The organism is Pedobacter sp. R-06 (genome assembly GCF_049913135.1).
Classification (GTDB): Bacteria; Bacteroidota; Bacteroidia; order Sphingobacteriales; family Sphingobacteriaceae; genus Pedobacter.
On sequence record NZ_CP183977.1, the window covers coordinates 1,820,045 to 1,846,360 of the forward strand.

General features: G+C 43.1%; 2 protein-coding genes. One reads left to right on the top strand and one right to left on the bottom strand.

Annotated features, from left to right (window positions below):
* Positions 1-8: 8 nt before the first annotated feature.
* The gene (locus tag ACN9MR_RS07445) at positions 9-203 is read right to left on the bottom strand and encodes a hypothetical protein (RefSeq protein WP_426328981.1); all 195 of its coding nucleotides are present in this window, start codon (positions 201-203) and stop codon (positions 9-11) included.
* A gap of 509 nt (positions 204-712) precedes the next feature.
* On the opposite strand from ACN9MR_RS07445, the gene ACN9MR_RS07450 reads away from it, so the two are divergent.
* On the top strand, positions 713-26,314 hold the full coding sequence (locus ACN9MR_RS07450) for a Calx-beta domain-containing protein (protein WP_426328982.1): 25,602 nt from the start codon (positions 713-715) through the stop codon (positions 26,312-26,314).
* Positions 26,315-26,316 lie beyond the last annotated feature (2 nt).

Sequence of the window (26,316 nt, forward strand, 5' to 3'; positions counted from 1 at the left end):
TACTCTTTTTATCTTTTTTCTAAGTCTTTTTGTTTATCTACAGTACCAAGCCCACTCGCTCCTGACTCGTTAGGTGTGGAGCCAGCCTGACCGAATTTATCTGAAGAACCCTTTCCGTTTTGATCGAAGGAGGCCTTTCCCTTTGAGCTTCCTTTACTTTTATTCCCTTTTTCGGTTGTGTTTTTATTGTCTTTAGTTTTCATAAGATAAATGTTGTTTACTATTTCAACATTTTAAAACAGGCAAAGTTTTATTTAATTCTTTTGCTAGCGCTGAAATTCTGTGTTAAAATGATTTGGATTTTGAAAATGAATAACTAATGCGAGAGTTACTCTGGTAACAGTATTAAGTTGATATAGCTAAAAGTTGTGTTTATTTAGTTGATCTGGATCAATATATCTGTGCTGATAGATGTTTGTAAAACATGCAAATTTATACTTTAAGCAGCTCTTTTTTAAAACAAATATCTAATTGATATTTGTGTGTATAATTAATTGTACGTATTTTGTGTTTTTTGTAAAAATACTACTACTTAATAATATATCTTTGTATACATCAATGAACAGAATGAGCTGTTTAATTAATTGATTATAAATTTTTCAATCTTTAAAACCGCAAGTTTTAAGACTACGTATATATACTTCTTGAAATAAAAACAGCTTTATAGAAACGGTATCATTTCTAATGATACAAGTACATATCATCCCAGCGTATGAATAAAAATTTACACTCTCTATCCAGTTATTCGCATATATTTTTTGGTAAGGAAATTAATTTAACAAAACAATTTAGCTGCTTTAGCCGCTGGGTGTTTTTTGTATTCGCTATTATTGTTTTCAATTTCGGGACGGCATTTGGGCAGACTTATAAAACCCATTACATTGCACCAGCGCCCTGGCAATATTGGAGCCAGGCAAACGAGTTAGTTGTTACCACCAATACAGCTGGAACTACGGTTAACGTAAAAAAAAGTGATGGAACATTGGTTACCACGCTTACACCAACACCAGCAGCACCAGCAGTTTATCGTTTTGTGGGTGATCCGAATACTGTTGCCGCCAATGTGATAAATACGATACTTAACGATCGTGGAATTATTGTAGAGGGCAATAATCCAATTACAGTTAACATCCGGAATATAGCTTCTGATGCTTATACAGATGCTAATATTAAAGGAAATTCTGCATTATTCAGTTTTGGCGATGCTGCAATAGGAACTTCTTTTAGGGTCGGTTATTATAGAACTGGGTTGAGCAATGTAGTATATAGTGTAATGGCGCTCGAAAATAATACGACCATTAAGTTAAATGGAACGGCCATAACGACTTTAAATACGGGACAAAGTTACATTTTTCAAACCGCAATTGGCGGTTTGGTCGAAAGTTCGGCACCAGTAGTAATGAATTCGGGTTCTAATTTAGATTCTCCTGCAGGTTGTGGCGATGGGGTGTTTAATCCTGTTCCTCCTGTTACTTCTCTAGGCAGCGAATATCTCATTGTCAGAAGTGCTGGTAATTCCACTGCGGAACAAACCACCATTGTGGCTACACAAGCTAATACAACACTTACGGTCACCAATTACAATGCCAATGGTTCACTGGCTTCAACCAATTCTTACACTTTAGTAGCTGCAGGTAGTTTTGTAACCATACCAAATGGTGTAGGGAGCAGTCAATATAGCTCATCAAGGGTATTATCGACAAAAAATGTTGTAGCCTATTCAGGTACAGCAGATGGCTGTGAGGTAGATATGCTAACACTGGCACCAGTAGCTACCTGCGGAGGCAGTTTAATTGCCAAAACCTATAAATTTAGGCGAAGTAACAATACTGATTTACCTTATTTTAGTTATATCACCACTAAAAGTGCTACTGATAAAATCTTTTTAACTACTACCGGAAGCAGTACTAACAATTATACTGCTATCGATTTGGAATCTATTGCGGGGGTGGGCGTAAGAAGGCAATTGGGAAGTACAGGAAACTATATTATCGATTTTACGAATGTAAATATTAGTTCGCCCGCTACATTAACCTTTACCAGCGGCACGCGGATGAATATTGCGATGGTACAAAATGGTGGTGGTTATTCCATGTCTAATTTTATTACGCCATTACCGGAACAGGCCTTAAAACCTATATTGTCGCAAACCGCCTGCAGCAGTGCTACCTTAAGTGCAGATCCAACTGGCGTTGCCCCTTTTCAATGGTATTTTAATGGTGTGGCTATACCAGGAGCAACTGGTATGACCTATGCGCCAACTGAATCCGGAACTTATACCATTACTTCTAAATTAGATTGTGGTATCAGTGCGCAATCATTACCTATTACTGTAGCCTTATGTAATGTAGACCGGTCGATTACCAAAACGGTAGATAATGCTACCCCTGCTGTAAATGGATCCGTAAAATTCACATTAACAGCAAGTAATATTGGTGTAGGTACTGCTTTGGGTGTTTCGGTTACCGATCTCTTAAAATCTGGTTATACCTACGTAAGCCATACGGCATCTACCGGAACATCCTATGTAAATACTACAGGTGTTTGGAACATCGGTTCGCTGGGGCCAAATGCATCGGCTACGCTGGTTATTACAGCCAAAGTAAATGCTTCTGGCGATTATAGCAACTCGGCAACCATTACAGGTACTCAATCAGACCCAAATACAGCCAATGATGCAGTTACGATAAGTACGACACCCATTACGGCAATATCATTAACTTCACCATCATCGCCTCCATCAGATGCGCAAACAGTATGTATTGGTACCGCTATTACTAATATTACCTATTCAATAGGGGGGACAGCAACGGGAGCCAATGTTACAGGTTTGCCAGCGGGTATTAATCAGAATTATAATCCGGCTACAAAAATACTGACCATATCCGGCACACCAACTACGGCCACAAGCGGGCCTCAAAGTTATACGGTAACCACAACGGGAGGAAGCCCGAATGTATCGGCTTCGGGAACTATACAGGTAAATGGTATAGTGGGTACTCCGGTATTTGCTGCCGGAAGCACATCTACCAGGTGCCAGGGAGCGGGTACGCAAACCTATACGGCCACGGCTGCGAACACCACCGGAATAACCTACAGCATCAACACTACCGGTTCAGAGGCTGTTATTAATGCTACTACCGGCGAGGTTACTTTTTCACCGCTATTTAATGGAACTGCAATTGTTACCGCTTCGGCAGCAGGGTGTACACCTAAAACGGCTACCCATACCATTACCGTTACCTCTACAGGAACAATCACGGGTGCATCGCCCGTTTGTAGTGGCAGCAACGGCACTTTAACCTTGGCTAATACAACTGCTACACCGGTTAGATGGGAGTTTTCTACTGATAATGGTACCACCTGGAGTACTTATCTGCCTAATACAACTTCTACAACTTTAAACTATACCAACCTTAATGTAACCACATCTTTTAGGGCCATAGTAAGTGGAGGAGGTTGTACTAATGCACCGTCAACACCAGTAACCATAAGTGTAACCACAAGGCCCAGCATTTCAAATCAAAATTATAACCTGTGTGTATCGGGTTCTTTCAATTTTGCACCAGTTGAAGCACCAGCAGGTACAACTTATACCTGGTCTGCTCCTGTTATTAGCGGTGGCACGGTAACAGGTGCAACTACCGGAACAAATGCTTCCTCGGTTGCACAAACCTTAACCAATACCGGCACAACCACAGCTAACGTTGTTTATACGGTTACACCAACTAATGCGGGTTGTAGTGGTAGTACATTTACCATTACCACAGTAATTGGACCGAATATTTCAGCATCAGCTGGTAACCCGGCAACGCTTTGTAGCAACGGAACATTCTCTGTTAGTCCAACATCAAGCAACGTAAATGTAAAATATACCTGGACAGCCAGTTTAATCAGCGGTAGCAACGTTACCGGATTTAGCAATGTGACTACAGCTGTTAGCGCGCCAATTAGCCAAACTTTGGTTAATAACTCAGCTGCCAGTGCAACTGTAAGATATACGGTAACTCCGGTTTTAGACAACTGCAGCGGCAACACTTTTACATTTGATGTTACTGTACAGAGTGCGGTTACGCCTGGCACTATTGCCGCGAACCAAACCATATGTGCCAATACCACACCAGTACCCATCAGCTCTACAGCTAACGGTACAGGAGCAGGCACCATAACTTACACCTGGGAAAATTCTACCAATGGCACTACCTGGAATGTAATTGCAGGCGCAACATCGGCTACGTATGCGCCGGGAGCTTTAACCCAAACTACCCAATACCGGAGAATAACAGTATCTACCCTAAACGGAACGGTATGCCAATCGGCAACCACAAGTCCGGTTGTAATTACCGTAGGTACGGCAAGTACAATTACCACACAGCCAGTTAACCAAAATGTTAGGGCTTTATCTAATGTTACTTTAAATGTAGCCACAACTGGTGGCAGTGGTACCAGCCAATATCAATGGCAGCTTAGTACCAACAATGGAACTAGTTTTACCAATATTAGCAATGGTGGTCTATACAGTGGAGCAACCACCAATACCCTCACCATTACCGGGGTTAACAGTACCATGGAAGGTTACAAATACCGGGTGCTGGTTACGCAAACTGATAATGCTTGTGCGAGTGTCATTTCTAACGTAGTTAATCTTACAATAGATTCAGATCGCGATGGTGTACCGGATAGCATTGATCAGGATGATGATAATGATGGCATTCCGGATACTGTTGAGGGAATCAGCGATTTTGATAACGATGGAATTCCTAATTACCTGGATGTAGATTCGGATAACGATGGTATTGTAGATGCAATTGAATCGAACGGAAATCCAAATAATGATCCGGATAATGATGGACGCTTTGGTATTGGTGCTTTCGTGGATACGGATGGTGATGGATTAGCCAATGCCGTTGATCCCAATAACGGGGGAACACCTTTGGTTATTCAGGATAAAGACAAAGATGGCAAGCCAAACTACCTGGATCTCGATTCCGACGGGGATGGAATACCAGATACTTATGAAGCGGCTTTTTATATTATAGATAGCGAAAACGATGGTATTATTGGCACGGGACCAATCGTTGATGCCGATAAAGATGGTCTTTCAGATTTGAACGACCCGGATTTTGTAACGATTAGTACATTGTTTAACCAGGACAGGGATTTTGATGGCCTTTCGAATTACCTGGATATCGATGCCGACAATGATGGCATTATTGATATTGTTGAAGGTTTACCAACCACTTTATATGTAGCCCCTAAAGGTCTGGATACGGATGGCGATGGAATAGATGATGCCTATGATGTAAATAATGGCGGAGCTATTTCTGGTTATTCTAATGCCGATGGGGGTAGTGCGCCGGATTATGTAGATACGGATGCTGAAAACGATGGATTTAGAGACTGGCTTGAAAATGCAGTAACCAGTCCATTAGAAGTCGACGTTAAAAATAATCAGACAGGCGCATCCACTCCGGATGGAATTATGGATTTGCTGCCTGATGCTGATGGTGATGGATTAGCTGACATTTATGATAACGATAATGGCAATACCAGTCCGATAGGCTATGCAACCAACGGAGGGCAAACGCCGCTTTCAATGCCAGATGTTCAGGTGCCCGGAGGAGAAAGAGATTGGAGAAGCTCATCAGATTATGATAAAGATGGCGTGCCGGATGGAATTGATCTGGATGACGATAATGATGGTATTTTAGATACGGTAGATGGCATGACAGACACTGGAGGAAGGGATGGTTTACCAAATTACCATGACCTGGATTCTGATGGTGACGGTGTGCCGGATGTAATAGAAGCGGGTGGTTCTGATCCTGATAACAATGGTTTACCAGGAATCGGTTTAATCGGCCCTGCTAATGTAGATGCCAATGGTGTTCCATTAGCCGCTAACGGAGGTTATACGCCGCCAGATAAAGATGGTGATGGTGTGCCTAATTTCCTTGATCTTGATTCGGACAATGACGGTATTAACGATGTAATAGAAAATGGCGGACCAGATGTAGATGGCGATGGAAAAGTGGGTACAGGTTTAACCAACGATTTTGATAATGATGGAATTGTTGATATTGCAGATGACTACAATAACATTACGGGTACTTTAACTGGCGATCCTTCAGGTACTCCAGTAACAGTTAAAGATAATGATGGAGACGGTATTCCAAATTACCTCGATCTTGACTCGGATGGTGATGGTATTAAAGATTCGGTAGAAGGCGTAACCGATACGGATGGCGATGGCATTCCGAATTTCTTAGACCTTGATTCTGATGGAGACGGTATTCCGGATAATATCGAAGCACAAAGTACTGCTGGTTATCTTCCGCCTTCTGGTGTTGATGCTAATAATGATGGCTTAGATGATGCTTATGGAGCGGGTATTGTACCCGTAAATACAGATGGTGCAGATCAGGCAGATTACCTCGACTTAGATTCGGATAATGATGGAGATAGCGATACCATTGAAGCATATGATACCGATAATAATGGTATTGCTAATGTAGTGGCATTGGGTACTGATGCAGATAAAGATGGCCTGGATGATGCTTTTGATAATAATGATGCTGCCTATAATCCAACAAATGGCCAGAACCCTAATTCATTCCCTAATTTAGATACACCGGCAACTGCCGAACGGGATTGGAGAGAAGATTATAATATTGCGCCAATTGCAACAGTTCCAACTTCAATTTCGGTTGTTGAGGATACACCAAATGCATTAAGCGGAATCAGCTTTGCAGATGCCGATGCAGGCAACCTGAACGTTGTCGTTACATTAAGCGTTCCATCTGGCCAAGGTACGATAAGCGCAACCAGCGAGGCGGGTATAGCCATTGCCGGAACAGGCACTAATGCAATCACGATTACAGGAAGCATCGGCGCTATCAATACTTTTATTGCAGCCAATAAAGTAACCTATGCACCTTCAGCAAACGCAAATGGCAATGTTATCCTAACTGTAAATATTAACGATCAGGGCAATACAGGAGGGCCGGCTTTAACCGATACCAAAACGGTAACATTAAGTATTCAGCCGGTTAACGATATTCCTTCAGTAGCCAATGTGGCTAAAAATGGAACAGAAGATACCAATGTGGTTTTTACTGGTGCTGATTTTACTAATCAGTTTACCGATGTAGATGGTACATTGGCTAAAATACAGGTATTGAGTTTACCTCCAGCAGCACAGGGAATCCTTAAATTAAATGGTGTTGATGTAACAATCGGACAAGAAATTACAACAGCAAATTTAGCTAATCTTGTTTTCGTGCCTGCACCTAACTTTAATGGTAATGTATCGTTCAGTTATAATGGTAGCGATGGACTTGCTTATGCAAATGCGCCGGCAAATGTGAATATTACTATTGCTGCGGTTAATGATAATCCGGTAATCGCTGCTGTATCCAAAGCAGGTGCGGAAGATGTAACACTAAACTTTACAGCAAGCGATTTTACAGGCAACTTCACTGATGCAGATGGAGATGCGCTAAATAAAATTCAGGTGGTAACCTTACCTCCAGCCAGCCAGGGGGTATTAAAACTGAACGGAACTAATATTGTTGCCGGACAAGAAATAGCGGCGACAGATTTGGCCAACATAACATTTGTTCCTGCGCCAAACTTTAATGGAGCAGTTACCTTTAAATGGAACGGTAGCGATGGCACAGCATATGCAACTGTACAAAATGACGTAAACATTATCATTGCACCAGTTAACGATTTGCCAACCATAGGCAATATTAACTTAACTACCGCAGAAGATGTTAACCTGCCATTTACCTTGGGGAATTTTACCAGCAATTTTAATGATGTAGAAGGTGATGCCTTATCAAAAATTCAGTTGTCAAACCTTCCTCCAATTGCACAAGGTGCCATATTGCTCAATGGCTCGGCAGTATCGGCAGGCCAGGAGATACTGGCTTCTGAAATTCCAAATTTAGTGTTTGTTCCAGGTTTAAACTTTAATGGAAATATTAGCTTTAACTGGGCCGGAAACGATGGCACATCATACTCCGCAATTGCTACAGTTAATATATTGGTTACACCAGTAAATGATGCACCGGTTGTTGATGATTTTGGTAAATCAGGAGATGAGGATACCATTATTCCTTTTGCAATAACCGATTTTACCACCCGTTTTACCGATGTGGAGAATAGTGCTTTAAGCAAAATTCAGATTGTAAGTCTTCCAGCCAATGGTGCACTTAAATTAAATGGCGTAAATATTACTGCAAGGCAGGAAATTAATAATGTTGACTTAGATAAAATAACGTTCGTACCTAATGCCAATTTTAATGGCTTAACAAGCTTTAGCTGGAACGGATCTGATGGAACAGCTTATGCCGATGTAGCTAAAAATGTTAACATAACCATAAATCCAATAAACGATGCGCCTTCATTTACTAAAGGTGCAGATCAGCTGATCAATGCGAATGCAGGTGCACAAACGGTAAACAATTGGGCTACAGCTGTTGTGGCTGGTCCGGCCGATGAGGTTGCAAGCCAAACGGTAAACTTTGTAGTCAGCAATAACAGCAACACTTCGTTTACGGTACAACCTGCTATAGATGCTTCAGGAAACTTAACTTACACACCTTCAGGGAACTTTGCGGGCAAGGTTACTGTAACTGTGGTGTTAAATGATAATGGAGGCACTGCAAATGGTGGTGTAGACCAAAGTGCAGCACAAACTTTTATCATTTCGATTAAACCTGTAGGGCTAACCGATAATGCAAATACTCAGATAAACATACCGGTTACTACTGATGTTAAAGCCAATGACGGTGCAACAGCTAACAATACAACTGTATCAGCAGGGAATGGTGTGCATGGTACAACAACTGTAGATGCAACCGGAAAAATTACTTATACACCAAATGCAGGTTACACCGGAACAGATAGTTATACTTATACCCTAACAACAGCCGATGGAGTAGTGAGCGATCCGGTTACGGTGAATGTGAGCATCTATCCAACTGTTGTATTATCAGGACCTGTATCAGTTAACGAAAATGCTGGTGCTGTTAATTATACCGTTACCCTAACCGGAACAGCAGGAACAATCCTTGCATCGCCGGTAACGGTGCAAACCGGAATCACGCCGAATACCACAAATGCTGCTGATTATAACTTTAGCAGTTCGACCATTACTTTCCCTGCGGGATCGGTTGTTGGCACAGCAAGTGGTACCATCACTTTCCCTGTTACGATAATTGATGATAATATACTGGAAAATACAGAAGATTACAGCGTTTCTATCGGATCGCTTACTGGTCCGGCATCTTTAGGCAATGCTAGTGTAAGCACCTCAATTGTGGATAACGATAATGCTTCTGTAGCCATAAACAATATTTCTGTTGCAGAAGATATAGCGGGTGGTTTAGCTACCTTCACGGTAACCTTAACAGGAGCCGTACAAAACAGTTTCACCGTTAATTTTTCTACTGCCGATGGTACCGCCGTTCAACCGGGCGATTATACCGCAACTACCGGAACCGTTACCTTCCCGGCGGGGTCGGTAAATGGCGCTACGCAAACTTTTACCGTTCCGGTAATCAACGATAATATTACCGAAACCAGTGAAGCCTTTACAGCTACACTTTCTGGAATAACCGGGCCGGCTACTATTACTACCGCAACCGGAACAGTTACCATTACAGATAACGATGCCGCTACGGTAAGTATTTCGGCAACACCAGCTAGTTATGACGAAGGTGCCGGAACAGCTACATTTACGGTAACCCTAAACAATGGCATTCAAAATGCATTTACGGTCGATTATGCTACTGTAGATGGTACAGCCACTGCAGAGACAGATTATACGGCTAAAAACGGAACCATTACTTTTGCAGCCGGATCAGCTGCAGGCGCAACTCAAACCTTTACTGTTGCCATTACGAACGATAATCTGGTCGAGCTAAGTGAAACTTTCGCTGTAACATTAAGCAATGTAACAGGCGGTTTGGTCACTATTGCTACCGGAACAGCTAATGCAACCATTACTGATAATGATAGTTCGGTTGCAAGCATTGCTGCCGGAACTACTGGGAATGAAAATGGCCCGGTAAACGGAACCTTTACGGTAACCTTAAGTAATCCATCCTCTACAGATACGGAGATTACCTATACTTTGGGTGGAACAGCAACAGAAGGTGCTGATTATGATAACATTGTAACCAAAAAAATTATTATTCCTGCAGGCCAGACCAGCGGAACGATTACCATACCTGTTAAAACAGATTTGGCAGCAGAAGGAACAGAAACAGTTATTGCCAATCTTCTGGCTTCAAACAGTGCCTTAGTAAGCATTACCACAGCGCCAGCTAATAAAACGGCAAGCATTAATATTCTGGATAACAACACGGCTGCGGTTAACATTTCGACCAGCCCAACCAGTATAGATGAGGCTGCCGGAATGGCCACATTTACGGTAACGCTTAACAGTGCTGTTCAGGGTGCATTTGATGTCACCTATGCCACTACAAATGGAACAGCAGTTGCCGGACTTGATTATACCGCCACCAGCGGAACTTTAAACTTCCCGGCAAATTCTGCTGCGGGCGCTACCTTAACATTTACCGTTCCAATAAATAACGATAATCTGGTTGAACCAAGCGAAACCTTCAATGGAACCTTAACAGGTGTAACTGGTGGACTGGTAACCATCGGCACTGCAATTGCTCCGGTAACCATTACGGATAACGATACTTCCATTGCGACTATTGCAGCAGGTGTAAACGGTAACGAAACCGGACCAATAAAAGGAACCTTTGTGGTAACTTTAAGCAATCCGGCATCAACCGATACACAATTAACCTATACTTTAGGTGGAACAGCAACCGAAGGAAGCGACTACTCAACGGTGGTCACCAAAACCATTACCATTCCTGCTGGTCAAACTACAGGAACCATTACCCTCGATGTTCAGCCTGATGCTGTTACTGAAAGTACAGAAACGATAACGGCCACTTTAGCCACCTCGAACAATGCGGTAACTGTAAATACGACGCCGGCAAATATCAATATTATTGATGCCAATACGGCGAGTATCAGTATTTCTACTACACCTACCATCAATGAAACTGCGGGAACGGCAACTTTTACAGTTACCCTGAACAATGCAGTTCAAAACCCGTTTAGTGTAAATTACAGCACAGCTGATGGTACTGCATTAGCAGGTTTAGATTATACCACCACTACCGGAACCTTAACCTTCCCGGCAAATGCTGCTGCAGGAAGTACATTAACTTTTACCGTTCCGATAAACAACGATGTTATTGCTGAAGCATCCGAAACCTTTACTGCTACCTTAAGTGGAATTACAGGGGGGGGAGTTATTATCAGTAATGCCACTGCTACAGCAACCATTGTAGATAACGATGCGGCAACGGTATCCATCACTGCAGGAACATCAGGAAACGAAAACGGACCTGTCAACGGAACCTTTACGGTAAGCTTAAGTAACCCATCTTCAACAGATACAGAAATTACCTATACTTTAGGTGGTACTGCAACAGAGGGAACTGATTACTCAACAATAGCCAAAACCATTATTATCCCGGCAGGGCAAACTACCGGAACGATCACAATTCCTGTTCAAACCGATTTATTGGTTGAAGGAACAGAAACAGTTGTGGCAACCCTGGTGTCTACAACCAGTGCATTGGTAAACGTTTCATCAATTCCTGCTGATAAAACGGCAACGATTAATATTACCAATAATACAACCGCAATAATAACCGTAGCCGCAACCAATGATGGTGCAGAACCAGGTACGCCAGGTTTATTTACCTTCACCCTAAGTAATGCTGCCACAACCAATACACAGGTTACTTTTACGGTAAGTGGAACAGCAGGCAGCGGAACAGATTATACTTCGCTTGGTACAACGGTAACAATCCCGGCTGGACAAACCAGTAAAACCGTACAGGTATTGGTGCAGGATGATACTTTTGTGGAGCCAACAGAAACTGTTATTTTAACCATGACGGCCGCAACAAGCAATCCGGCCATTACAACAAGTACCATTCCTGCAACTGTAAATATTGCGGATAATGATCAGGCAACGGTAGCAATCAATAACATATCGTTAGTGGAAAATGCAGGTAATGCCTCATTTACGGTAACCTTAACTGGTAACGTTCAGGATGCATTTACCGTAAATTATTCAACTGCCAACGGAACGGCAGTTGCTGGTTCCGATTATACGGCAACAACAGGTAGTGTAACTTTTCCTGCGGGTTCTGTTAATGGAGCTACGCAAACTTTCAATATTCCGGTGATTAATGATGCCATTACCGAAATTGCTGAAAGCTTTACGGTAACCTTAAACAGCATCAGTGCCGGATCGACAGTAACGATTCCTGGGGCAGGAGCAACAGGAACAGCCAGTATTACTGACGATGATGCAGCAAGTGTAGCCATTAACAGTGTTTCTGCTTTAGAAAACGTTGGCAACATGGCCTTCACGGTAACATTGACCGGAAATATACAGGATGCGCTTTCAGTTAATTATACAACTGCTGACAATTCAGCAATTGCAGGGTCTGATTATACCGCTCAAACAGGTGTAGTTACTTTCCCTGCGGGTTCTGTTTCAGGTGCAACCCAAACAATTCTTATTCCGGTAACAAACGATAACATCACTGAAAGTACCGAAACCTTCAAAGTAACCTTAAGTGGTGCTACTGCTCCGTTTAGCATTACGCAGGCCGAAGGAATTGGAACCATTAATGATAATGATGTGGCTACAGTGAGTATCTCTGCTACGCCAACCAGTATCGATGAAGCAGCAGGAACAGCAACCTATACCTTAACCTTAAGCAATGCAGTTCAGTCAGGTTTTAGCGTCGATTATGCCACCTCGAACGGTACGGCTATTTCGGGTAGCGATTATACCGCTGCAACCGGAACATTAAACTTCCCTGCGGGATCGTTGGCAGGTGCAACTTTAACCTTTACCATTCCGATTACGAACGATAATATTGTTGAACCAAACGAAATCATTAACGCCACTATCAGTAATGTAACAGGTGGTTTGGTAACCATTGCCAACAGTACAGCTACAGTTACCATTACCGATAACGATACGTCGATAGCCACCATTACAGCAGGAACATCAGGAAACGAAAACGGACCAGTAAACGGAACCTATACCGTAACCTTAAGTAGTCCATCGGCAACCGATACACAGTTTACCTATACTTTAAGTGGAACAGCAACCGAAGGAAGTGATTATTCAAACATTGTAAACAAAACAATCACTATCCCAGCAGGTCAAACCACTGGAACCATCACTATTCCGGTATTAACCGATGCACTGGTAGAAGGTACTGAAACCGTTGTGGCTACATTAACTGCAAGTAATAATACCGCTGTTACAGTAAGCAATATCCCCGCAAGTATTAATATTGCCGATAACACAACGGCTACAGTAACCGTTGCGGCGAGTGCTGATGGTGCCGAGCCAGGCACACCTGGTCAGTTCACCTTTACCTTGAGTAATGTATCTGCAACCGATACGCAGATTACCTATTCGGTGAGTGGAACAACTGGTAGCGGGGCCGATTATACTTCGATTGGTACTATGGTAACCATTCCGGCCGGACAAACCACGGCAACCGTATCGGTTCTGGTATTGGATGATAATATTGCAGAAGGTAGCGAAACGGTAATCTTAACCATGGCGGCTGCCACAAGTAATGCTGCTATTACAGCAAGTACAACACCTGCAACTGTAAACATTAGCGATAATGATAGTTCAGTTGCAACCATTACAGCAGGCATCGCAGGAAATGAAAACGGACCAGTGAACGGTACCTTTACGGTAACCTTAAGCAATCCATCTTCAACCGATACACAGCTAACCTATACTTTAAACGGAACAGCAACCGAAGGCAGTGATTATACTGCAATCGTAACCAAAACCATTACCATCCCTGCGGGTTCAACTACCGGAACGATTACCATTCCGGTGTTAAGCGATGTGATAGTGGAAGGAACAGAAACCGTGATTGCGACATTAGCTACATCAGGAAATCTGTTGGTAACCGTAAATAATACAGCTGCAAGCATTAATATTAACGACAATAATGCCGCTACAGTAAGTATTTCTGCCACACCAGGCAGTATAAGCGAAGCCGATGGAACAGCAACATTCACGGTCACTTTAAGTGCGGCTGTTCAGAACGCATTTACAGTTGATTATGCAACCACCAATGGCACTGCAATAGCCGGAGTAGGCTTAGATTATACTACCACAAGCGGAACATTAACTTTCCTTGCCGGATCTCCTGCGGGGGCAACTTTAACCTTTAGCGTTCCGATTAATAACGATAACCTTCTTGAATCAAATGAAACGTTCAACGCGACAATAAGTAATGTAACAGGTGGTTTGGTAACCATTGCAACCAGTACCACTGCGGTAACCATTACCGATAATGATACTTCGATAGCGACCATTACCGCAGGTTTAAACGGCGATGAAACCGGTCCGGTAAACGGAACATTCATCGTAACCTTAAGTAATCCATCTTCAACTGATACACAGCTTACCTATAATTTAGGTGGAACAGCAACCGAAGGAAGTGATTACACGACTATTGTAACCAAAACCATTACTATTCCTGCAGGTCAGATTTCGGGAACCATTACCATTCCGGTACTAGTGGATGCTGTTAGCGAAAACATTGAAACGGTTATTGCAACTTTGTTCAGCTCTGGCAATCCATCTGTAAGTATCAGTGCAACAGCTGCATCAATCAATATCCTCGATGCCAATACCGCAAGTGTAAGTATTTCAACTATGCCTACGGTTAATGAAGCCGATGGGACAGTAACCTTTACCGTGACCTTAAACAATGCGGTTCAAAATGCATTTACTGTAGATTATACAACAGCTGACGGGACTGCAATTGCAGGGGCAGATTATACCACTCAGACCGGAACTTTAAGCTTCCCGGCAAATGCTGCGGCTGGAGATAAGTTAACTTTTACCGTTCCGATCAATAATGATAATATTGCCGAGTCAGCGGAAATCTTTAGTGCAACATTAAGCAATATTACAGGTGGTGTGGTGTTAATCAGCAATGCCACAGCAACAGCAACTATTGTTGATAATGATGTTTCAGAAGCAACGATTACTGCGGGAATACCAGGCGATGAGAATGGACCTGTTAACGGAACCTTTACGGTAACCTTAAGCAATCCATCATCGGCAGATACACAGCTTACCTATACTTTGGCTGGAACTGCAACTGAAGGAAGCGATTACACTACAATAAGCAAAACCATTTTTATCCCGGCGGGAGAAACCACAGGAACCATTACTATTCCGGCATTAAACGATGCCATAGTAGAAGGAACAGAAACTGTAACAGCTACGTTAACGACCTCTGGAAATCCATTGGTAACGATAAACAATAGCCCTGCAACTATAAATATAGCTGACAACACTACAGCCACAGTAACGGTATCGGCAACCAATGATGGGGCAGAGCCAACTACACCAGGTTTATTTACATTTACCTTAAGTAATGTATCAACAACAGATACACAGATTACCTATAGTGTGGGTGGAAGCGCAATAAACGGAGTAGATTATACCGCAATAGGATCTACAGTCACTATCCCTGCCGGACAAACAACGGCAACGGTAAATGTACCGGTATTGAACGATAACATTGCAGAAGGTACGGAAACCGTTATTTTGACCATGGTACCTGCCACCAGCAACGCTTCAGTTACGGCCAGCACGGCTCCTGCAACAGTTAATATTACGGATAACGATACTTCAGTAGCCACCATTACTGCAGGTACACCAGGTAATGAAAATGGAACTTCAAATGGTACATTTACGGTTACACTAAGTAATCCATCTGCTCAGCCAACTACTTTAACTTACACTTTAGGTGGAACAGCTACTGAAGGCAGCGATTACAGTACCGTTGTAACGAAAACCATTACCATTCCGGCCGGACAAACTACAGGTACCATTACCATTCCGGTATTAAGCGATAATATTGTCGAGGATACAGAAACCGTAACGGCAACTTTAACCAACTCGGGCAATCCGCTGGTAACCATAGGCAATACGCCTGCAACCATTAACATTACCGATAATACCACAGCTACCGTAACCGTAGCTGCGACAACGAATGGGGCAGAACCTGCAACACCAGGTTTGTTTACCTTTACCCTAAGCAATGTAGCCACCACTGATACACAGATTAGCTATACAGTAACCGGAACAGCTACAAGCGCTGGCGATTATACCGCTATCGGAACAACGGTAACCATCCCTGCCGGACAAACCACTGCAACGGTAAGCGTACCGGTATTGGATGATAATATTGCAGAGGGTACAGAAACCGTTATTTTAACCATGATCGCTGCAACCAATAATGCTTCGGTTACAGCAAGTACAACACCGGCTACTGTTAATATTACGGATAATGATACGGCTGTAGCCAGCATTGCTGCAGGAGCAGATGGTGCTGAAAATGGGCCTGTAAATGGAACATTTGTAGTTACCTTAAGCAATCCTTCATCGCAGCCGACTACCATTACCTATACCATTGGAGGAACAGCAACAGAGGGTAGCGATTACAGTCCGATTGTAACACAGACCATCACCATTCCTGCCGGACAAACTACTGGTGCCATTACCATTCCGGTATTAAGCGATAATATTGTAGAAGGAACAGAAACCGTGGTGGTTACCTTAACCAATTCGGATAATCCATTGGTGACGGTAAGCAATACACCTGCTAGCATCAATATTGCTGATCAAACTACCGCTACCGTAACAGTAACCGCTACTGCAAATGGGGCAGAGCCAGCTACTGCAGGTCAGTTTACTTTTAATTTAAGCAATATTTCTACAACGGATACGCAGATTACCTATTCGGTAGGTGGAACCGCTACAAGTGGAAGCGATTATACTGCTATCGGAACAACGGTAACTATTCCGGCCGGACAAACCATTGCTATGGTGAGTGTACCGGTATTGAACGACGACCTGGTAGAAGGAACCGAAACTGTGCTATTAACCATGTCTGCTACGACGAGTAATAGTGCTATTACAGCAAGTACCACACCAGCAACGGTTAACATTACAGATAACGATACCGCAATTGCCACCATTACCGCAGGAACAAATGGTAACGAGAGCGGCCCGGTAAGCGGAACATTTACGGTAACCTTAAGTCATCCATCGGCAACTGATACACAGCTTAGCTATACCGTAGGAGGAACCGCAACAGAAGGTGGTGATTATACCCCAATTGTGAAAACCATCACCATTTCTGCTGGTCAAACTACAGGAACCATTACTATTCCGGTATTGACAGATGCGATAGTAGAAGGTGCAGAAACGGTTGTTGTAACTTTGGGTACTTCAAACAACCCATTGGTTAGTGTAAATAATAACCCTGCCACTATTAATGTTCTGGATAACAATACGGCTACTGTAAGCATTTCTGCCACACCAATAATAAATGAAGCAGCTGGAACGGCTACCTTTACGGTTACTTTAAGTACAGCAGTACAAAACTCATTCAGTGTTGATTATAAAACGGTAGATGGAACTGCTACAGCTGGTTTAGATTATACCGCAACAACAGGTACATTGATGTTCCCTGCAAATTCGCCGGCAGGTGCAACATTAACGTTCACCGTTCCGGTTAATGATGATAATCTGGTTGAGCCATCAGAAACTTTGAGCGCTGTACTAAGCAATATTCAAGGTGGATTGGTAACCATCGGAACATCAACAGCATCGGTTAACATTACCGATAACGATACCGCTGTGGCCAGCATTGCTCCAGGTACTAACGGAAGTGAAACTGGTCCGGTTAGCGGAACATTTGTCGTAACCTTAAGTAATCCATCGGCTACCGATACACAGATTACCTATACTTTGGGCGGATCTGCAACAGAGGGCATCGATTACACGACCATAGTGACCAAAACGATTACGATCCCCGCTGGTCAAACTACCGGAACAATCAGTATTCCTGTAATTGTTGATGCCGTGGCAGAAAGCACCGAAACGGTTATTGCGACTTTGGGTACATCGAATAACCCTGCCATTTCGGTAAATACTGTGCCTTCGAGTATCAATATTCTCGATGCCAATACAGCCAATGTAAGTATCTCGATCAACGCGGCCAGCATTGGCGAAGCAGTTGGTACGGTAACTTTATCGGTTACCTTAAATATTGCGGTTCAAAATAGTTTTACTGTTGATTATAAAACGGCGAATGGCACAGCCTTATCGGGATTAGATTATACTGCAACCAGTGGAACCATAACCTTCCCGCCAAATTCGCCGGCAGGTACAGTATTCGATGTCGTTATTCCGATAATTGATGATCACCTGATCGAAAACTCAGAAGCGTTTACTGTTGGATTAAGCAATGTGGTAGGCGCAGACGTTGCCATCGGCGCAAGTCCGGCGACAGTAAATATTGCTGATAATGATAGTGCTGTAGCTACCATCACTGCTGGTACCAATGCCAATGAAAATGGTTTGGTAAACGGGCTGTTTAACGTTACGCTAAGCAATCCGTCAGCTACACCAACAACCTTAACTTTCGCTTTAACCGGATCAGCAACAGAAAGCGCCGATTATGGAGCCATTACCAAAACAATTATCATCCCTGCGGGTGAAACCACCGGAAGCATCTCTATTCCGGTGATGAAAGATGTATTGGCTGAAGGTACTGAAACCGTAATTGCGACTTTAACAGCTTCGAGCAATCCGGTAATTACGGTGAATAACACGCCTGCAACAATAAATATCATTGATGAAGATGTAGCCAAAGTAAGCATATCTGCTACACCAGTAATTAACGAAAATGCAGGTACGGCAATCTTTACCGTAACTTTAAGCACTGCCGTGCAGAATAGCTTCAGCGTAAATTATGCTACAGCCAATGGTACAGCAATATCAGGTGCCGATTATACGTCTACCAGCGGAACTTTAACTTTCCCTGCAAACTCACTAGCGGGTGCAACCTTAACCTTTACGGTTCCGGTTAATGATGATAATCTGGTTGAACCATCAGAAAACTTAAGTGCCACACTAAGCAATGTTACAGGCGGCGTAGTTACCCTTGGTACATCATCTGCAACTGTAACCATTACGGATAATGATAGGTCAGTCGCAAGCATCAGTGCAGGTACAAACGGAAACGAAAACGGACCTGTAAACGGATCATATACCGTAACCTTAAGTAATCCATCATCTACCGATACCCAGATTACTTTCACTGTTGGCGGAACCGCTACAGAAGGCAACGATTATACTGCGATTACGAGAACCATTACCATACCTGCAGGTCAAACTGTAGGAACAATAACGGTTCCTGTGGTAACTGATTTAGTTGTAGAAGGAAATGAAACCGTGGTCATTACCTTAACAAGTACCAATAATCCTTTGGTAAGCGTAAGCAATACGCCTGCAACCATTAATGTTCTGGATAACAATTCGGTAGCGGCCAGTATATCGCTGTTCCAAAGTAATGTAGATGAAGCTTCGGGCACTGCAACCTTTACGGTAACCTTAAGCGGGGCAGTACAGAATGCATTTAGTGTTGATTATAATACTTCAAACGGAACGGCAATCGCTGGTTTAGATTATGTAGCAAGTAGCGGAACATTAACGTTCCCTGCAGGTTCGGCGGCAGGTTCGAGCTTAACCTTTACCGTACCGGTTATTGACGATAATCTGGTAGAACCAAGTGAAACTTTCAATGGAATAATCAGTAACGTAACGGGCGGATTGGTTACTATTGCAGACGGTTCGGCTACAGTAACCATTACCGATAATGATTCGTCAGTAGCAAGCATTACGCCAGGTACTGCAGGAGATGAGAACGGACCACTAAACGGAACATTTACGGTTACCTTAAGTAAACCGGCATCTACTGATACGCAGATTACCTATACTTTAAGTGGAACGGCAACAGAAGGAAGTGATTACGCTACGGTAACCAAAACCATCACCATTCCTTCTGGTCAAACTACTGGAACGATTATCATTCCGGTATCGGCCGATGCAATTGTTGAAGGAACTGAAACGGTTATAGCAACACTAACAACCTCTGGAAATCCATTGGTAACCGTAAGCAGCACACCAGCAACGATTAACATCTTAGATAATACAGATGCTATAGTAACCGTTTCTGCAACAGCAGATGGTGCTGAGCCGGCTATCCCAGGTCAGTTTACCTTTACGTTAAACCGTATATCGGCAACGGATACAAAAATTACCTATGCACTAAGTGGAACAGCAATCAGCGGAACCGATTATACAACTATTGGTAATACGGTAACCATTCCTGCAGGACAAACGACAGCAACGGTATCTGTGCCAGTATTAAATGATAATATCGTTGAAGGAACCGAAACGGTTGTATTAACCATGAATGCCGCCACCAATAACAGTTCGATCATTGCAAGTACAACACCTGCAACTGTGAATATTACCGATAGTGGTTCTTCAATTGCTTCGATAACAGCTGGTACAAATGGTAACGAAAACGGCCCGGTCAATGGAACATTTACGGTTACCTTGAATAATCCTTCAGCTACCGATAGCCAAATTACCTATGCCTTAACAGGAACGGCTACCGAAGGCAGTGATTATGCTGCAATTGTAACCAAAACCATTACCATTCCTGCAGGTCAAACTAGCGGAACGATTACCATTCCGGTATTAAGCGATGCATTTGCAGAAGGTGCTGAAAACGTTATTGCTACGTTAATAACTTCTAGCAATACTTTAATTACCATTAGTAATGTTCCTGCAAGTGTTAATATTATCGATAACAATACTGCAACAGTGAGTATCTCAACTGATCCATCCATCAATGAATCAGCAGGTACAGCCACATTTATAGTAACACTAAATGCTGCTGTTCAAAATACGTTTACTGTAGGTTACACCACAAGTGATGGAAATGCAACTGCAGGATTTGATTATACGACGACCAGCGGAACGTTAACTTTCCCTGCAGGCGCAGCGGCAGGTACAAGCCTGACATTTACCGTTCCAGTTAACGACGACAATATTGTTGAACTGAATGAAACGTTTAGTGGTACAATTGATAATGTATCAGGTGGATTGGTAACCATTGGTACAGGTACAGCAACGGCTACCATTATCGATAACGATACCGCAGTGGCTACCATTACGGCAGGTATTGACGGTAACGAAAACGGCCCTGCAAATGGAACGTTCATGGTAACCTTGAGCAAACCATCGGCTACCGATACTCAGCTTACTTACACTTTAGGTGGTACAGCAACCGAGGGTAGTGATTATACTGCGATTACCAGGACGATTATCATTCCAGCTGGTCAAACCACCGGAACCATTAGTATTCCGGTATTAACCGATGCAGTTGTAGAAGGTACTGAAAACGTTATCGCTACTTTAACGGCTTCAGGAAACCCACAGGTAACCGTTAGCAACGTTGCGGCAACCATTAACATTGCAGATAACAATAATGCAACGCTAAGTATTTCTACAAGCCCGACAGTTAACGAAGCAGCAGGTACAGCTACCTTTACCGTAACCTTAAATGCAGCTGTTCAAAATGCATTTACAGTTGATTATGCAACAAGCAACGGAACGGCAATAGCTGGATTAGACTACACCACCGCTACTGGAACATTAACCTTCCCTGCAGGTGCTGCGGCGGGTACTACCTTAACGTTTACTGTTTCGGTTAACGATGATGATATTGTTGAAACGAACGAAACATTTAGCGCAAGCATTAGTAATATAACTGGTGGATTGGTAACTATTTCGACAAATACGGCAAGCACAACCATTATTGATAATGATGCTTCTGTCGCGACAATTACGGCCGGAATAAACGGTAACGAAACTGGCCCTGTAAACGGAACCTTTACCATAACGCTAAGCAAAGCATCTGCTACGGATACACAGCTTACTTATACATTAGGTGGTACAGCAACAGAAGGTAGTGACTACAGTCCGGTTGTAACTAAAACAGTTACGATTCCTGCTGGTCAAACGACTGCAACCATTACCATTCCGGTATTAGGTGATGCGGTTGTAGAAGGAACAGAAATCGTAATCGCTACCCTAACCGTTTCAGGTAATCCGGCGGTAAAGGTAAACAATGTTCCTGCAACAATTAATATTCTCGATGGATCAAATACAACAGTTACAGTAAGCGCGACAGCCGATGGTGCAGAACCTTCAACACCTGGTCAGTTTATCTTTACTTTAAGTAATGCATCAACAACCGATACCCAGATTACTTATACCGTGGCAGGTACAGCAACAAGTGGTGCAGATTATACTTCAATTGGTACAACAGTAACTATACCTGCCGGACAAAAAACAGTAACAGTTGCTGTTCCGGTTCTTGATGATAATCTTAACGAAGGAAACGAAACGGTCATCTTAACGATGAATGCAATAACCAATAATGCATTAATCACTGCAAGTACCATACCTGCTACTGTTAACATTAGAGATAACCGTGCACCTGTTGCAACCGCACCAGTCATCACGACTCCTGAAGATTCCTCGGTTAACGGAACGATTACCGCTACAGATGCAGATGGTGATCCACTTACTTTCACGGTAAGCACGCCTCCGGCACATGGAACAGTAGTTGTAAATGCTGATGGTACTTACACTTATACGCCTGCAGCAAACTATAATGGTCCTGATACTTTCACCGTAACCGTTAGCGATGGCAAAGGTGGTACTACTACAGTAACGGTGTCTGTAACCGTAAACCCAGTTAATGATGCACCTGTTGCAACTGCACCTGCCATCATCACCAATAAAAATACTCCATTTAACGGTACCATTACGGTTAGTGATGTAGATGGTGATCCATTAACCTTCACGGTCACTATGCTACCTGCACACGGTACTGTCGTGGTAAATCCAGATGGAACATATACTTATACACCGGCCAATAATTACAGTGGTACCGATGTATTTACCGTAACGATAAGCGATGGCAAAGGTGGAACAACCACGGTAACGATCAACGTCACCATTAACCCAACTAATGTTGCACCAGTTGCAACTGCACCAGCGGTTATCACCAACGAAGATTCCTCGGTTAACGGAACGATTACCGCTACCGATGCAGATGGTGATCCGCTTACTTTCACGGTAAGCACGCCTCCTGCACATGGAACAGTAGTTGTAAATGCTGATGGTACATACACTTATACGCCTGCAACAAACTATAATGGTACTGATACTTTCACCGTAACCGTTAGCGATGGCAAAGGTGGTACTACTACAGTAACGGTATCGGTAACCGTAAGTCCGGTTAATGATGCACCTGTTGCAACTGCGCCGGCCATCATTACCAATAAGAACATCCCGGTTAACGGAAGCATTACAGCAAGTGATGTAGATGGAGATCTGTTAACCTTCACGGTCACTACGCTACCTGCACACGGTACTGTCGTGGTAAATCCAGATGGAACGTATACTTATACACCGGCCAATAATTACAGTGGTACCGATGTATTTACCGTAACGATAAGCGATGGTAAAGGTGGAACAACCACGGTAACGATCAACGTAACGGTTAACCCAACTAATGTTGCACCGGTTGTTACTGCAGCTGCGATTACCACAAATGAGGATAATGCGGTGAATGGAAACATTACGGCAACCGATGCAGATGGTGATCCGCTTACCTTTACGGTAAGTACTCCACCAACACACGGAATGGTAGTGTTAAATGCTGATGGTACTTACACTTATACGCCTGCAGCAAACTATAACGGTCCTGATACTTTCACCGTAACCGTTAGCGATGGCAAAGGTGGTACCACTACAGTAACGGTTTCTGTAACCGTAAGTCCGGTTAATGATGCACCTGTTGCAACTGCGCCGGCCATCATTACCAATAAGAACATCCCGGTTAACGGAAGCATTACAGCAAGTGATGTAGATGGCGATCTGTTAACCTTCACGGTCACTACGCTACCTGCACACGGTACTGTCGTGGTAAATCCAGATGGAACGTATACTTATACACCGGCCAATAATTACAGTGGTACCGATGTATTTGCCGTAACGATAAGCGATGGTAAAGGTGGAACAACCACGGTAACGATCAACGTAACGGTTAACCCAACTAATGTTGCACCGGTTGTTACTGCACCAGTCATCACGACTCCTGAAGATTCCTCGGTTAACGGAACGATTACCGCTACCGATGCAGATGGTGATCCACTTACCTTTACGGTAAGCACGCCTCCTGCACATGGAACAGTAGTTGTAAATGCTGATGGTACTTACACTTATACGCCTGCAGCAAACTATAACGGTACTGATACTTACACCGTAACCGTTAGCGATGGCAAAGGTGGTACTACTACAGTAACGGTGTCTGTAACCGTAAACCCGGTTAATGATGCACCTGTTGCAACTGCACCAGTCATTACTATACCTCAAAATACAGCAACCAACGGAACAATAACCGCAAGTGATGTAGATGGCGATGCACTTACCTTTACGGTTAGCACGCCTCCGGCACATGGTACAGTAGTGGTAAATACGGATGGTACTTATACTTATACACCAACTTCGGGTTATGTAGGTAACGATGCTTTTACCGTAACCATAAGTGATGGCAAAGGTGGTACTACTACCGTAACTGTTCCGGTAACGGTAACCTTGGTGGCAGCACCAGCGATGAGTTTAACCAAAGTAGCCACCAATACGGTGAGCAAAGTTGGCGATGTAATTAATTACAACATTGTGGTAACCAATACGGGCAACGTAACCCTAACAAATGTTGCCGTAACCGATGTTGGTGCCGATGCAGGATCGATCATTCCGGTTAGCATTGCAAGTTTATTACCAGGTATAAGTGTAACCGTGACTGCTAAACACACCATTACCTTAACAGAAGTAAATAATGGTTCGTTTACCAACCAGGCAACTGCAACGGCGCAAACACCAAACGGTGGTGCCATAAGTAAGCAATCCGATGATCCGAATACGCCTGCTGTTGGTGATGCAACGGTAACAGTAATTGCTCCGGCTTCTACCATTACCCTGGTTAAAACAGGTACGCTAAGTGCTGACGGAAATAGCATTACGTATAATTTTAGTATTAAAAATACTGGAAATGTAACCTTGCACATCATTACATTGGTGGATGCTAAACTTGGATTGAACAGGGTAATTCCTGGTATACTTGCCCCGGGTGCTACCGTAACCGACAGCTATGTTTACCAGTTAACACAAGCCGATAAAGATGCCGCAAGCGTAACCAATAGTGCAACTATTACGGGTCAAACACCGGCAAATGTTTCCGTTAGCGATATCTCTGGTACAGCCGAAAACAATAATACGCCAACCGTAACACAGATTCCGGTTATGGGCGCTATAACTTTGATTAAAACAGCAGCATTTAGCGGTAACCAGGTAACCTATACGTTTGTAATCAAAAACACAGGGACCAACACTTTAAATACCGTTACCTTAACTGATGCTAAACTTAGCTTAAGCAATAAGGTAATTGCAATACCTGGTGGTTTGGCTCCTGGAGCCACTATAACCGATGTTGAAGTATATACCTTAACCCAGGCTGATAAAGATCTGGGAACAGTAACTAATACGGCCACGGTAAATGCCAAAACACTTGGTGGTATTAATGTAACCGACGTTTCAGGGACTTCCGAAAACAACAACACAGCAACTGTTATCACATTCCATAAATCGCCAAAAGCGGTTGATGATGTGGGTGGTACCGTAGCAAATAAACCGGTTACCATTAATGTGTTGGCAAATGATGATCCTGGAAATTCTACGCTTGATAAATTAACGGTAGAGATTGTAGGTCAGCCTCAGCATGGTAAAGTAACAGTGAATCCTGATGGTACGATTACCTACACACCTAACCCAGGTTATACGGGTGATGATGTCTTTACCTATAGGGTGAAAGATGCCTTTGGTTATTATACCAATGTGGCAGCGGTAACATTAACGGCTAACTTCGCTGGCCTTACCATACCTAACCTGTTTACACCAAACGGTGATGGTATAAATGATACTTTCGAAATCTTGGGCATTAACCAATATCAGGTTAACGAACTGCAGATTGTTAACCGTTGGGGCAATGAGGTATTCCGAGCTAAAGGCTACCAGAATAACTGGACAGGCGAGGGCTTGAATGAAGGCACTTACTATTACTTACTGCGGGTTAAAAAGGCAGGAAGCGATCAGTACGAAGTGTTTAAAGGTTATATTACATTAATCAGAGCGTTTAAAAAATAAGA

What these genes read in the sequence shown, in the direction of transcription:
- ACN9MR_RS07445 (WP_426328981.1), bottom strand. Translation starts at nt 203, where the DNA reads ATGAAAACTAAAGACAATAAAAACACAACCGAAAAAGGGAATAAAAGT.
- ACN9MR_RS07450 (WP_426328982.1), top strand. Translation starts at nt 713, where the DNA reads ATGAATAAAAATTTACACTCTCTATCCAGTTATTCGCATATATTTTTT.